Annotated in this window: 8 protein-coding genes and 3 pseudogenes; 10 read left to right on the plus strand and 1 reads right to left on the minus strand. The window is 34.6% G+C overall.

Annotated features, from left to right (window positions below; all coding sequences use genetic code 11):
• Positions 1 to 58: 58 nt before the first annotated feature.
• Positions 59 to 2,692 (minus strand): TonB-dependent receptor, encoded by a 2,634-nt coding sequence (locus ACQ9BO_RS11705; protein WP_431244839.1) that lies wholly within the window; start codon positions 2,690 to 2,692, stop codon positions 59 to 61.
• Positions 2,693 to 2,988: 296 nt separating this feature from the next.
• Here ACQ9BO_RS11705 and ychF point away from each other — a divergent pair, with 296 nt between their 5' ends.
• The 10 genes and pseudogenes from ychF (at position 2,989) to ACQ9BO_RS11755 (ending at position 14,909) form a co-directional block, all read left to right on the plus strand.
• The gene (gene ychF / locus ACQ9BO_RS11710) at positions 2,989 to 4,083 is read left to right on the plus strand and encodes a redox-regulated ATPase YchF (protein WP_431244840.1); all 1,095 of its coding nucleotides are present in this window, start codon (positions 2,989 to 2,991) and stop codon (positions 4,081 to 4,083) included.
• A 321-nt stretch (positions 4,084 to 4,404) separates the two neighbouring features.
• Positions 4,405 to 5,081: pseudogene (locus ACQ9BO_RS11715) on the plus strand (TIGR02117 family protein).
• Positions 5,082 to 5,088: 7 nt separating this feature from the next.
• Positions 5,089 to 5,769, plus strand: coding sequence for a hypothetical protein (locus ACQ9BO_RS11720; protein WP_431244841.1), 681 nt, complete (start codon positions 5,089 to 5,091; stop codon positions 5,767 to 5,769).
• A 225-nt stretch (positions 5,770 to 5,994) separates the two neighbouring features.
• Positions 5,995 to 6,779 (plus strand): annotated as a pseudogene (locus ACQ9BO_RS11725) (YihY/virulence factor BrkB family protein).
• Between the two features lie 16 nt (positions 6,780 to 6,795).
• Positions 6,796 to 7,320 carry an NADPH-dependent FMN reductase gene (locus ACQ9BO_RS11730; protein ID WP_431244842.1) on the plus strand — a complete coding sequence of 175 codons (525 nt, stop codon included), beginning with the start codon at positions 6,796 to 6,798 and terminating at the stop codon, positions 7,318 to 7,320.
• Positions 7,321 to 8,307, plus strand: a complete 987-nt coding sequence (locus ACQ9BO_RS11735; protein ID WP_431244843.1) for a transglutaminase domain-containing protein — start codon at positions 7,321 to 7,323, stop codon at positions 8,305 to 8,307.
• Positions 8,308 to 8,381: 74 nt separating this feature from the next.
• Positions 8,382 to 9,557, plus strand: a complete 1,176-nt coding sequence (pncB, locus tag ACQ9BO_RS11740) for a nicotinate phosphoribosyltransferase (RefSeq protein ID WP_431244844.1) — start codon at positions 8,382 to 8,384, stop codon at positions 9,555 to 9,557.
• A gap of 162 nt (positions 9,558 to 9,719) precedes the next feature.
• A pseudogene (locus ACQ9BO_RS11745) lies at positions 9,720 to 11,586 on the plus strand (DNA topoisomerase IV subunit B).
• Positions 11,587 to 11,832: 246 nt separating this feature from the next.
• Entirely contained in the window at positions 11,833 to 12,168 is a 336-nt protein-coding gene (locus ACQ9BO_RS11750) for a hypothetical protein (protein ID WP_431244845.1), read from the plus strand.
• Between the two features lie 26 nt (positions 12,169 to 12,194).
• A complete protein-coding gene (locus ACQ9BO_RS11755) occupies positions 12,195 to 14,909 on the plus strand; it encodes a DNA gyrase/topoisomerase IV subunit A (protein WP_431244846.1) in 2,715 nt (904 codons plus the stop codon).
• The last annotated feature ends 37 nt before the right edge of the window (positions 14,910 to 14,946 follow it).

Consider the following 14,946-nt stretch of genomic DNA (forward strand, 5'->3'; position numbering starts at 1 on the left):
TTTATTGTCAGGCTGAGCAATCCCGAGACTTCGGGAGAAGTCTTTTTTCTGAAATATTTTAGAAGTTAAATCCAAGTCTTGCGTAGTAATAAGCACCGCTGAATCCCATTTGAACGGCATCCCAATAACCACCAGCTTCTGTATTTCCTTGTTCATCTTGTTTTGTTGGATAAACATTGAATAAGTTGTTGCTTCCAAGGCTTAATTTTAAACTCTTAGTCAATTGGTAACCTACAGTCAAATCAGTTACTAGTCTAGGGTTGTAAACGTCATCTTCATCTGCATAATCAACTAAAACTACTTTGCTGAAACGTGTAAAAGCCAATCCTGCATCAAATTTGTTTTTTGAATACGTAAGGTTTAAGCCAAATTTGCTGTCTGGCGCAGAAGCCAATAAAAAGGCTTTTTCACGTTTTCCAAAGAAAGTCGCTTCATCTAAATCGCCATTTTTTACTTTATCAATTTTCATGTCATTGATATTTCCAACTAAAGTGGCACCAATATGTCCGAAATCATACGTTTTTTTCCAAGAGAAAACCAAATCTAAACCGTGCGTGCTTGTGTCAACTCCGTTAGCAAAGAACTGAGCAGAATCAACGCCAAGATTTAAATTGCTTGCGTCAAAATAACCTGTTAGTACGATACGATCTTTAACTTTAATATAATAACCATCAACAGTAGCTGTAAAATCACCAAATGTTGCAGTTAGTCCTAAAGAAGCATTTACTGCTTTTTCTTCATTTAATTTTTGAATTCCAAACGCTCGTGTAACAGGACTGTCATTTGGAGCAAGCAAAACTTCTTGTGCTCCTTGCGCATTAAAATTTGTAAAATGTAAATTGTAATAAATTTGAGCTAAAGATGGTGCGCGGAAACCAGTACTGATAGATCCTCTAGCATTAATATGATCTGTAATTTTTAATCTTGAAGCTAATTTTCCGTTTATAGTACTTCCAAAATCGCTATAATTTTCAAAACGAACTGCACCGCTAACCATCCAAGCTTCTGTAACATCTAATTCGGCATCAGTGTAAAGCGAGAAGTTTGTTCTGTCTTTATTTACGGTATTTAAAGGGCTGTATCCAGGAAAACCTTGTGAACCTCCAGGTCTTGGTTCGCCTGAAATTGGATCAATTGGAGGGCTTTGAGTTGTAGGATCCGTAATAACATTTCCGTTAGTATCATAAGTTGCGTATGAACCTTCTTCGCCAGCAAAAATTTCAAATTGCTCTACTCTGAATTCAGTTCCAAAAGCAATATTGAATCCGCTCATGATATCATCGTAGTTTTTAGAAATATCAAAGTTGGTTGTATTTTGAAGCAAACTATGTCCGCCGGCATCAAATTCATGAGGAGATTTTTCCTCAAGAGAAGCATTGATCGTCCCTTTGATGTCATATTGGAATTTATTCTTTCCAAAAGTATTGCTCAAATCAAATTTCCATCCGCCAGAAGATTCTGTTTTGATTCCCGCGGCAATAGAATTGTCATTAATTTTTGATGTGATTCTTGGAGTATATCCGCCAGGATAAACTGATTCAACAACTCTTTCGCCATCATTTCTAGTAAAAGCATAAGCATCAGTATCTCTGAAATTGCTTCCGCCAAAAGCATAAAACTCAGTTTTGTCGCTAATTGGAATAGACAAGTTAGCGAATAAATTAACGCCTTGCATTTCGGCATCACCAAAACCTTTTCTAAAATCGTAGGCAGGTCTTAATGTTTTGTTTTTGCTTAGAAACTCACCTGTAATATTTACGTAACCGCCTTTGCTTCCAATTCCTGTTCCATAATTGGCCGCAACTTTTACAGAACCACCATCTAAATCCTGATCTTTTCCATATGAATTTCCATTTCCATCTTGATCTAATCTAAAACCTTTTGTGTTTGGAGTTCCCGGAAGAAAATCGCCTTTCGCATGTGTATTGAAAACACCATATGTTACAGATCCTGTAAGTTCATCTACATTGTCATTTGTTATGATATTAATAACTCCCGCAATCGCATCAGAACCATATTGTGCCGCCGCTCCGTCGCGCAAAATCTCAATTCTTTTGATAGAAGCCGCAGGAATCGCATTTAAATCTGTTCCTGTGTTCCCGCGTCCGCGAGTACCAAATAAATTGATTAATGACGATTGGTGTCTTCTTTTTCCGTTAATCAAAACTAAGGTTTGGTCAGGTCCCATACCTCTTAAAGACGCAGGATCAACGTGGTCTGCTCCGTCAGAACCAGATTGTTTGTTTGCGTTAAACGAAGGAGCAACATATTGTAAAAGTTGGTTGATTTCGATTTTACCACTTTGTGTAGTAACATCTTTTACATTAATTACATCAATAGGAACTGCCGAATTTACAACGGTTCTTTTGGTGCTTCTCGAACCCACGACAACAACATCATTTAAAACTTGGCCATCGCTTTCGCTTAAATTGACATCTATTTTATCGCTTGAGGCTGATTTTTCAACTGTTGAAAAGCCAACATAGCTAAAAATTAATGTGGCGCCATCTTTGACTTTGATTTTGTAGGCTCCTTCAAAATCAGTTGAAACGCCATTTGAAGTTCCTTTTTCGACAACGTTTACGCCGGGTAGGGGTGTGCCAGTTTTGTCTTTTACGACACCTGAGACTTCTTTTTGGGCAAAAAGAAATGCTGTATTCAGCAGAAATAATATAAAAACTATTCTTTTCATGTGGGTTTGGTTTTTTGGTTTGTTTTTTATTGGTTTGGTTTATAAAAGTAGTATTTTTTAACAAAAATTTAGTAATATGTTTAAAAATTTTCAAGATTTGCTTTAAAATTGTATTAATGAACATTTTTAGTTCGTGCAAGAGCTATTAAATCTTATATTTGCAAAATTTTAAAGCCAAAAAATATGATTTTGGCAGAAATCAGAAAAGAATATTTAAAACGCAAAACATTAAAGCACAATATTTAATGTTTAGACCTAAAAATTAAAGGTCGAATAAATAATATAGAAACAAACAGATGAAAGCAGGAATTGTAGGATTGCCAAATGTTGGAAAATCAACATTATTTAATTGTTTATCTAATGCAAAAGCGCAGAGTGCTAACTTTCCGTTTTGTACAATCGAGCCAAATATTGGTGTTGTAAACGTTCCAGATCCAAGAATCAATAAGTTAGAAGAATTAGTAAAACCAGAGCGTGTACAAATGGCAACTGTAGATATCGTAGATATTGCAGGTTTAGTAAAAGGTGCAAGTAAAGGAGAAGGTCTTGGAAACCAGTTTTTAGGAAACATTAGAGAGTGTAATGCTATTATTCACGTTTTGCGTTGTTTTGACAATGATAATATTGTTCACGTTGACGGAAATGTAAATCCAATTCGTGACAAAGAAACGATCGATATCGAATTGCAGTTAAAAGATTTGGAAACAATCGATAAACGTTTAGAAAAAGTAAAACGTCTTGCAAAAACAGGAAATAAAGAAGCGCAAACTGAAGAAGCTTTATTAAACAGAATTAGAGAAGCTTTATTGCAGGCAAAATCTGCAAGAACAATTGTTCCTCAAAATAATGACGAAGAAGTTCTTATGGAAAGCTTCCAGTTAATTACGGCAAAACCAGTTTTATATGTTTGTAACGTTGACGAAAGTTCAGCAGTTAGCGGAAACAAATATGTAGATCAAGTTCGTGAATTAGTAAAAGACGAAGATGCTGAAGTAATTGTGCTTTCAGTTGGAGCAGAAGCTGATATTACAGAATTAGAAAGCTACGAAGAGCGTCAGGTTTTCCTTGAAGATATGGGATTAGAAGAGCCAGGAGCATCTGTTTTGATTCGTGCGGCTTACAAATTATTAAAACAACAGACTTATTTTACAGCTGGTGTAAAAGAAGTTCGTGCTTGGACAATCAATATTGGAGCAACTGCGCCACAAGCGGCAGGAGTTATCCACACTGATTTTGAAAAAGGATTTATCCGTGCTGAGGTAATTTCATATGATGATTATGTTCAATACGGTTCTGAAGCAAAAGCAAAAGAAGCTGGAAAATTCAGAGTTGAAGGGAAAGAGTATATCGTAAAAGATGGTGATGTAATGCACTTCCGTTTCAACGTTTAATCTTTTTTAGATAATAGAAGAAAGAACAAAGAAAATAGACTAAAAAACTGCTGGAGAGATTCAGCAGTTTTTTTTATGTCTATAACTTAAGATTTTGTTTGTCAGGCTGAGCGAAGATGAAGCCCGCGCACAGATTGGCGATTTTCTTTATGGAGCTTCTTGAGTCTTCTTCGACTTCGCTCAGGATCGCAAAAAAATGAGAATAAATCTGCTTGATCTGCAAAATCTGCGAGAGATAAATTTCAGCTTTAAAAATTTTTGGCTCAAAAATTGGTTACAGAAAAATTAACCAATTACTAATCTAAAAATCAACCAATCAAAATGCTAAAAAAATCATTCAAATTTCTGGGCTGGACACTTTTCGGAATTTTCACTTTTATTGCTTTGTACATTTCTTCAGTCTTAATTATTTCGAAAATAACGGTTAATTCAGATGTTGCAAAAGTCGAAGGACAAAATGCAATTCCAATTTACATTCTTTCCAATGGCGTTCATACAGATATTGTTGTTCCCGTAAAAAACGAAATCAAAGATTGGCGAAATGAAATCCAGTTCAGCCAGACACAATCAAAAGATTCATTGATGAATTATATTGGTTTCGGGTGGGGTGATAAAGGTTTTTATCTCGATACGCCGGAATGGTCAGACTTAAAAGCTAGTACAGCATTAAAAGCGGCTTTTGGAGTAAGTTCTTCTGCAATGCATACCACATTTTTTAAACAATTAAGAGAAGGCGATGATTGTAAACGTATTTTGATTTCAAAAGAAAATTATCAAAATTTAGTCAATTACATCTCTAATAGTTTTACCGATCCAATTCACCCACAATGGATTGAAGGTCATAGTTACGGAAAAAAGATGCTTTTTATGAAGCAAAAGGAAGTTACAGCCTTTTTAATACCTGCAATACTTGGGCGAATAATGCTTTAAAAGAGGCGAACCAAAAGGCGAGCTTGTGGACGGTTTATGATAAGGGGATTTTCTGTCATTATAAATAATCTTGCTATGAAAAAGATAGTTTTAATTATAGCAATACTAGCAGTAAGCATTTCCTGTAAGAAAGCAGATGCGCCGGCAGAATGTGTGGAAGGATGCGCCACTTTTTATTTTGAAAAACCACAGCCTGACAATGATTCTGAGTTAGACCATTTTCCGAATAAATTTAGAGGATTGTACGTCAATAACGATTCAACCTTTATAAGAATTGAAGAAGACAGAATTCTAGAAGAATATTTTTGGAAGTTCAAAATTCATAAGCTTAAATTAGATTCACTAAAGGCTGAATGTGATATTGTTGATGGCAAATTAGTAGTAAAAGAGACAAGATATACTTATGATATGATACCAAAAGGCGACTCAATCGAATTGATTCAAAAAAATATTGATACGCTCTTTAGGTTTTCTCTTTATGAAAAAGCAAAGCGTATTGACGGACAATTGATTTTAAGCAAAAAAGATTCCATATTTTGGAAGGTTAGATTTGTTTCATTCGACAAAAACATTCTTAAATTTAAGAATCTATATGACCTAAAAGACTTAAAAAAGCTAGATTCAGTAACTAAGATAAAAGCAAAAAAGCTTGATTCTATTTCGTATTTGATGAAACCAGCAAGAAGTGAATTTAAAAAGATTTTTAAAATTAAAAATTTGGGATACGATCAAGAATTTAAAAAAGTGTCTAAATAAACATGGTAATAATATAAAATTCCACCAAAATCCAAGAACTAGAGAATTTTTCGTAATGCTTACATTTGAAATAAATATCAAACAATCAGCAAATGAAAAAGCATAATATCTTTTCAAAAACTTGGTATTTATTAAAGACGACATTTTTAGAATTCAACGACGATAATGCCATTAAGTTAAGCGCGAGCATTATCCTATTATACCATTTTTGCATTGCCTCCTTTATTGATAATTATAATTACTATTTGTGGCGTCTTTTTTGGGGAAGAGGCAGTCACAGGCCAGTTATACGGCCAAATAAATAGGTTGGTGGGGAATAATGCGGCGGTACAAATTCAGGAGGCAATAAAAAATGTTCAATTGTCAGACAGCAATGTGTTTGTAACCATTTTTGGGGTTGTAATGTTGCTAATTGGGGCGTCTGGAGTTTTTGCAGAAATCCAAAGTTCCATTAATTATATTTGGGGATTGCGGGCCAAACCCAATAGAGGCTTGCGAAAATTTATCCAAAACAGAATTATGTCGTTTTCAATGATAGTTTCGGTTGGATTCTTGATGTTGGTCAGTTTAATGGTCAACGCTACTTTAGACGTTTTAAATGCCCGTCTGAAACTTTATTTTCCAGATACTACGGTTTACTTTTTTATGTGGTTAATTTGGTAATTGTTTTTGCCAGCATCACATTGCTTTTCGCAATTATATTCCGAACTTTACCTGACGGAGTGATCAAATGGAAAGATGCTTTTATTGGAGCTTCTTGTACGGCAATTTTATTTATGATAGGTAAATTTGCCATCGGACTTTATTTAGGAAATTCAACTATTGCAAGTGTTTATGGTGCGGCGGGTTCTGTCGTTATAATATTAGTCTGGGTTTATTATTCGGCTATTATTTTGTACTTTGGAGCTGAATTTACTAAAGTCTATGCAAAAGCTTTCGGAGGAAGTATTTCGCCAAATGATTATTCTGTAGAAATACAAAAAGAAGTTTTTGAAATTGAACCTGAATAAACCAAATACCACAAATATGAAAATAATAGCCTTTGGAGGAAGCAACAGTACACAATCAATCAACAAACGTCTAGCGACTTATGCATCTAGTTTGTTTGAAAATGCAGATGTCGAAGTTTTAGACCTGAATGATTTTGCAATGCCTGTATTTAGTGTGGATCTTGAAAAAGAAGTTGGTCAACATAAAGTTGCACAGGCATTCTTAAACAAATTAAAAGAGGCTGATGTTTTGGTGGTTTCAATGGCAGAAAATAACGGAAACTATTCTGTTGCTTTCAAAAATGTTTTCGATTGGAGTTCTCGCATCGAAAAAGATGTTTTTCAACACAAACCAATGTTATTATTGGCAACTTCGCCAGGAGGCAGAGGAGGCGCATCAGTTTTAGGAATTGCACAGAATCTTTTCCCACGTTATGGCGCCGAAATAAAAGGAAGTTTCTCTTTGCCATCATTTGGCGCGAATTTTGATTTGAATGATAATAAAATTTCTAATGTCGAGTTAGACAATGAACTGAAAAATATTATCAAATCAAATTTTTAAATGCCACAAAAAAAGATTTCATTTTTATTCCTTTTGCTTCATATTATTTTTTTCAATTTCGCTTCTGCACAAAAAGTAAGCGAAGTTGATAAAATTGTTGCAAAATACCCTAAAAGTTTTGCTAGCACTGAAAAATTAGCCGACAGAATCGAAAAAGATTTTGATTCGGATTATGATCGCGCGCGCGCCATTTACAGCTGGATTGCATTTAATGTAAAATATGACTTTAATACTTTTTTGAATCCGCCCAGAACACAAGGTTTCAGTTATTCTTCCGAGGCTGAAAAGCAACGAAAAATTAAACAGATTAATGACAATCTGATTCAGAAAACTTTTAAATCTCAAAAAGCCGTTTGTGAAGGTTTTACAGCCTTATATCAGCATTTGGCTACTGAAATGGGGATTAAATGTGAAATCATTCGCGGAGATTCTAAAATTTCATTGAGAGATATCGGAAGAAAAACGACTTCATCCAATCATGCATGGAATATGGTCTTGATCGATAAAAAATGGCGTTTGGTTGATGTGACTTGGGGTCAAGGCTATTATGACAGCAGTAAAGGTAGAATGGTCAATGATTTTAATCCCGCTTATTTTGACACAGATCCAGATTATTTCTTTGCGAAACATTTTCCGGATTCAGGAACTTTTTTAGGCGATAGATTAAGTAAAGATGATTTCCTGAACGGACCTTTGATTTACAATAAAACCATTGAAGAAGATTATCAAATCAAAACGCCCGAATCTGGAATTATTGAAGCAAGGAAAGGAGATAAAATCACTTTTGAAATCAAAAATCTTTCAAAATCAGATCAGGTTTTTTATTTGAATAAAAGAAATCAGCCTGTAAAAATCCAAAATGCAAAAGAAAAAAGGGGAGGTTTGGAGTTTCAGATTTTGATTGATAGTAATGTGGGAGAATATATTACGATTTATGCCAATACAAATAGTATTGTTTCTTTTAAAATTGTTTCGAATAATTCATAGCCAAGTCTTTTATTACATTTTATTCTTTTACGAAATAGCCGTATCTTAGCAAGAATGAAATGAATTTGAATGCTATGGAAACAACTTTTCTGAAATCAATCTTAGACAATGATTTCTATAAATTTACGATGCAACATGCCGTAATCAGGCTTTTTCCAAAGGCAAAGGTTCGTTATGGATTTATAAATCGTGGAAAGCATATTTTTCCTGATGGTTTTGCTGATTTGCTTAGAAAGTCTGTAGATGCAATGGCAGATCTTCGCTTGACGAAGGAAGAAAAGAGTTATCTGGCGCATTATTGCCCTTATCTTGACCCAACTTACTTGGATTTTCTGCAAGGTTATAGTTATGATCCGTCTGAAGTACAAATTAGTCAGGAAGGCTCAGAGATAAAAGTTACTGTTGAAGGATTTTGGTACAGAACAATTTTGTGGGAAGTACCTTTAATGGCCTTGATTTCGGAACTTTTTTATAAATCCAATCATTTAATTCGTTTGAATGATGAAGCCATTAAAGACCTGACCAAAGAAAAAATTGATAAATACAATAAACTTGGCGTTTCTATTTTAGAGTTTGGAACAAGAAGACGTCATTCCTATGATGTCCACGAACTGGTAAATGAAACTTTGCAAACTTATGGAGGACAGAGTTTCATTGGAACCAGTAATGTGCATTTTGCGATGGTCAACAATAGAAGGCCTTTAGGCACGCATGCACACGAATGGTTTATGTTTCATGCCGCGCAATATGGTTTTCAGGTAGCGAATTTTACAAGTCTTGAAAACTGGACAAATGTTTACGGAGGAGATCTCGGAATTGCGTTAACAGATACCTATACTACCGAAATATTCTTCAATCAGTTTGATAAAAAATACTCCAAACTTTTTGACGGCGTTCGACATGATAGTGGAGATCCTATAGAATTTGCTAAAAAAGTGATTTCTCATTATATAAAAATGGGAATTGAGCCAAAATCAAAAGTAATCGTTTTCTCAGATTCACTTAATTACGACAAAGTAAAAACGATTGTGGATTTCTGCCAAGACAAAATAAAAATGTCTTTCGGAATCGGAACAAATTTCACAAACGATGTCGGTTTGCCAGCGATGAATATGGTTATAAAGCTAACTGAAACAAAACCCAACAATACACATTGGCAAGGCGTTGTAAAGCTTTCTGACGAAAAAAATAAAAATACGGGAACACCCGAAATGATTGCGCTCGCAAAAGAAGTACTCGGAATCAAATAGTTTTTTTGCTGAAAAAGCAGTTTTTTTATATTTTTAAAGGCCATTTTAGTTCAAAATCAATTTAAAATAGATTTTGAACTGTTATTATTCATAACAAAAAAGAAATACGCTTTCATTTTTTGTTGATAAATGGTACATTAGCCAAAAATCCTAAATTCATTTATGCTAGAGCAAAATCAATACAACGAAGATAATATTCGTTCACTCGATTGGAAGGAACATATTCGTATGCGTCCGGGTATGTACATCGGGAAATTAGGGGACGGATCATCACCGGATGATGGTATTTACATTCTTTTGAAAGAGGTTTTAGACAACTGTATCGATGAATTCGTTATGGGTGCCGGTAAAACTATCGAAGTAAGTATTAAAGACAAAACAGTTTCTGTTCGTGATTATGGACGTGGAATTCCGTTAGGAAAAGTGGTCGATGTAGTTTCGAAAATGAATACTGGAGGAAAGTATGATTCTAAAGCTTTCCAGAAGTCAGTTGGTTTGAACGGTGTCGGAACAAAGGCGGTGAACGCACTTTCTACTTTTTTCGCGTAGAATCTGTTCGTGATGACAAACAAAAAGGAGCAGAATTTTCGGCAGGAAATTTAGTTTTAGAAGAAGATGTAATAGATACGACCAAACGTAAAGGAACAAAAGTAATCTTTACTCCAGACGAAACGATTTTCAAAAACTATAAATTCCGTATGGAATATGTAGTGAAAATGGTCAAAAACTATTGTTATTTGAACAATGGTTTGACGATTATTTTCAACGGAGAAAAATATTATTCAGAAAACGGACTTCGTGATTTGTTAGAAGAAACGATCAACGAAGAAGATTTAGAATATCCAATTATCCATTTAAAAGACCACGATATTGAGGTTGCACTGACACATAGTAAAACCCAATACAGTGAAGAATATCACTCTTTCGTAAACGGTCAGAATACAACGCAAGGAGGAACGCACTTAGCGGCGTATCGTGAGGCTGTTGTAAAAACAATTCGTGAGTTTTACAATAAGAATTTCGAAGCATCAGACGTTCGTAAATCGATTGTAAGTGCGATTAGTATTAAAGTAATGGAACCGGTTTTTGAGTCTCAGACCAAAACCAAATTAGGTTCTACTGATATGGGTTCTGATGATGGAACGCCTGCAGTTTCTGTTCGTACTTTCGTTAACGATTTTATCAAAACGAAACTAGACAATTATCTGCATAAAAATCCGCCAACAGCCGAAGCTTTATTGCGTAAAATTCTTCAGGCAGAACGCGAAAGAAAAGAATTATCAGGAATTAGAAAACTGGCGACAGATCGTGCTAAAAAAGCCAATCTGCACAATAAAAAATTAAGAGATTGCCGAGCGCATCTTCCAGATACAAAAAACCCAAGAAATTTAGAAAGCACGCTATTTATTACCGAGGGAGATTCGGCTTCTGGATCGATTACAAAGTCGCGTGACGTAAATACACAAGCCGTTTTTAGTTTACGTGGTAAACCTTTGAATTCATACGGAATGACAAAAAAATCGTGTATGAAAACGAAGAATTCAACTTACTTCAAGCGACTTTAGATATTGAAGACGGATTAGAAAAATTACGTTACAACAACATTGTAATCGCAACCGATGCCGATGTCGACGGAATGCATATTCGTTTGCTTTTAATTACGTTCTTTTTGCAGTTTTTCCCAGAATTAATCAAAGAAGGCCATTTGTATATTTTACAAACACCACTTTTCAGAGTTCGAAACAAAAAGGAAACAATTTATTGTTATTCTGAAGAAGAAAGAAAAGACGCCATCGAAAAACTAAAACCAAAACCAGAAATCACCCGATTTAAAGGTTTGGGAGAGATTTCGCCAGATGAGTTTAAAAACTTTATTGGAGACACGATTCGCCTTGATCCGGTTATGATGGATAAACATACTTCTATAGAGCAGTTGTTGTCTTTTTATATGGGTAAAAATACGCCAGACAGACAAGAGTTTATTATCAAAAACTTGAAGGTAGAGATTGATGAGCTTGAGGAGGCTTAATATACATTTAGTTTTATCAATTATCTTGGGGACAATTATAGTTTCCTGTAATAAAAATAAAGCTTTTGATGGAGAAAAAATCTTGACTATTCTGATGCTTTTGATTTAGAGAAAGAATCAATTAAAAAGATTGAAATATTCTCTTATCCAGACCGATTAGCTTGGGATACATTAAGGCATAAAGAAATTATTATAAATAATAAGATCGATTTTGATACTTCAATGATTAATGAAAAAGTTACATTATTGAAGGAAACTCAAATTAATGAATTATTTGATTTAATAAAGATTCATTGTAAAGTTGAAGGCGATGTTGCACCTAATTCTAGTTGTTATATACCAAGAAATTTAATTCTTTTTTATAATAATGAGAATAGAATTATAGGGCATATTGAGCTGTGTTTTGAATGCGGAACTTCTGAATCTTCTAATAATCTTAGAGAAAATTGGGATTATTGTAAAGATGATGTTAAAGATTTTTTCAAAAGAGCCGGAATCAAATATTTTGTTGATTCAAAAGAAAAGGAAGAAAAAGAAAGATTGTTTTTGGATAGTTTGAAAACGAAAAAAAATAAACAATAAAGTACTGAAATAAATTCAGCATAAAAATGAAAGACGAAGAAGACGATAACATAATTCCAAACGACGACGAGAATAATCAAGATGAAAATCTAGATAACATTCAAGATGGCGATGATGATGTGATTGATAGTGAAGAAAAACACTTTGAAGGAGCACATTTTTACGAAAATCAGGAAGAAGAAGGCGAAGACGTTATTACGAAAGTAACCGGAATGTACAAAGATTGGTTCTTGGATTATGCTTCGTACGTAATTCTGGAACGTGCGGTTCCTGCTATCGAGGACGGATTCAAGCCTGTTCAGCGTCGTATTATGCACTCTTTAAAAGAGCTGGATGATGGTCGTTATAATAAAGTTGCCAATGTTGTTGGTCACACCATGCAATATCACCCACACGGAGATGCGAGTATTGGTGACGCGATGGTACAAATTGGCCAAAAAGATTTATTGATTGACTGCCAAGGAAACTGGGGAAATATCTTAACAGGAGATGGTGCGGCGGCGCCCCGTTATATTGAGGCACGTTTATCAAAATTTGCTTTGGAGGTTTTATATTCTCCGAAAATCACAGAATGGGGATTATCGTATGACGGTAGAAAAGCCGAACCGATTAATCTTCCGGTAAAATTCCCTTTGCTTTTAGCGCAAGGTGCAGAAGGTATTGCAGTTGGACTTTCAACGAAAGTACTTCCTCATAACTTCAATGAATTAATTGACGCTTCGATTAAAATCTTAAAAGGAAAGCCGTTTACGCTTTATCCTGATTTTATGACGCAAGGTATCGCCGACGTTTCCAACTACAATGACGGAATGCGTGGTGGTCGCGTTCGTGTGCGTGCTAAAATTTCGCAGTTAGACAAAAATACATTGGTGATTACACAGATTCCGTTTTCTACCAATACATCGAGTTTGATTGATAGTATTTTGAAAGCCAATGAAAAAGGTAAAATCAAAATCAAGAAAATTGAAGACAATACTGTCGCTGATGTTGAAATTTTAATTCATCTTTTCCCAGGCGTTTCGCCAGACAAAACGATTGATGCTTTGTTTGCGTTTACAGCTTGTGAAACTTCTGTTGCACCTTTAGGTTGTGTTATCGAAGACAATAAACCGTTGTTTATTGGGGTTTCACAAATGTTGAAAATCTCAACACAAAGGACTGTTGATTTACTTAAGCAAGAGCTTGAAATTCAATTAGAAGAATTAAAAAATAAGTGGCACTTTTCTACTTTGGAAAAAATCTTCATTCGTGAAGAAATGTATATCGACTTTAAATTGTACGGTGACAGAGAATCACTTTACAAATATTTATATGATCGTTTTGAGCCTTTCAAAAAATCATTTGTCAGAGAAATTAATGACGACGATTTACAAAGACTGACTCAAATTCCAATGATTCGTATTACACGTTTCGACTCTGATAAAGCTGATGATTTAATCGCTAAGTTAGAAGACGAAATGAAAGAAGTAGAGCATAATCTGGAACACTTAACAGATTTTGCAATTGCTTACTTTACCAAATTAAAAGAGAAATACGGAAAAGGACGCGAACGCCAGACAGAACTTCGCGTATTTGATAATGTAGAAGCAACAAAAGTAGTTTTACGTAACACAAAACTTTACGTAAACCGCGAAGAAGGTTTCGTAGGGACGAGTTTAAAGAAAGATGAATATGTAGGCGATTGTTCTGATATTGATGATGTTATTGTGTTTTTGCGAGATGGGACTTTAATGATTACAAAAGTAGACGCCAAAACTTTCATAGGAAAAGATATTATACACAGCGCCGTTTTTGATAAAAATGATAAACGCACTATTTATAATATGATGTACCGTGATGGAAAATCAGGTCCGTCTTACATAAAGCGTTTTAATGTTACTGGTGTGACACGTGATAAAGCTTACGATTTAACAAACGGTACAAACGGTTCTCAGGTAGTTTATTTTTCACATAATCCAAATGGAGAAGCTGAGGTTGTGACTATTTTATTGCGCCAAGTTGGAACGATTAAAAAACTGAAATTCGATATTGATTTTGCTAAATTAGCCATTAAAGGACGTGGCTCAAAAGGAAATTTAGTAACTAAATATCCAATCAAGAAAATCGAATTAAAAGAAAAAGGTATTTCTACTTTACTGCCAAGAAAAGTTTGGTTTGATGATACTGTAAAACGTTTAAATGTTGATGCAAGAGGAGAACTTTTAGGAGAGTTTAAACCAACAGACAAAATCTTAGTAATTAGTCAGTCAGGAAAATTGAAAGTAATTATTCCAGAATTATCAACTCATTTCGATGAAGATATGATTGTTTTGGAAAAATGGAAACCTAAAAAACCAATTTCTGCGATTTATTACGATGGAGAAAAAGAACGTTATTTCTTGAAGCGTTTCCTTGTAGAAAACGAAGGAAAAGAAGAAACCTTTATTACTGACCACCCGAATTCGCAATTAGAGATTGTATCGACTGATTATCGTCCGGTAGCACAATTGGTTTTTGCCAAAGTAAAAGGAGTTCAAAAGGACGATTTACATATCGATGTAGAAGACTTTATAGCTGTAAAAGGTTTCAAAGCTTTAGGAAACCAATTAACCACTGACAAATTAAGACAGGTTAATTTATTAGACCCGCTTCCTTACGAAGAGCCAGTGGAAGAAGTTCCTGAAAAACCGGAAATTTCAGAAGATGATCCTGTAGAAACAGAATTAGATGACGACGGCCAGATAGGTTTGGTTCTAGAATAAAAAATAAAAACGCTAAGAATTTGATTTCCTAGCGTTT

Source organism: Flavobacterium sp. P21, assembly GCF_050632225.1.
Lineage (GTDB): Bacteria > Bacteroidota > Bacteroidia > Flavobacteriales > Flavobacteriaceae > Flavobacterium.

Coding starts and splice junctions, on each gene's coding strand:
- ACQ9BO_RS11705 (WP_431244839.1), bottom strand. CDS start 2,692: ATGAAAAGAATAGTTTTTATATTATTTCTGCTGAATACAGCATTTCTT.
- ACQ9BO_RS11735 (WP_431244843.1), top strand. CDS start 7,321: ATGCCACAAAAAAAGATTTCATTTTTATTCCTTTTGCTTCATATTATT.
- ACQ9BO_RS11730 (WP_431244842.1), top strand. CDS start 6,796: ATGAAAATAATAGCCTTTGGAGGAAGCAACAGTACACAATCAATCAAC.
- pncB (WP_431244844.1), top strand. CDS start 8,382: ATGGAAACAACTTTTCTGAAATCAATCTTAGACAATGATTTCTATAAA.
- ACQ9BO_RS11720 (WP_431244841.1), top strand. CDS start 5,089: ATGAAAAAGATAGTTTTAATTATAGCAATACTAGCAGTAAGCATTTCC.
- ychF (WP_431244840.1), top strand. CDS start 2,989: ATGAAAGCAGGAATTGTAGGATTGCCAAATGTTGGAAAATCAACATTA.
- ACQ9BO_RS11755 (WP_431244846.1), top strand. CDS start 12,195: ATGAAAGACGAAGAAGACGATAACATAATTCCAAACGACGACGAGAAT.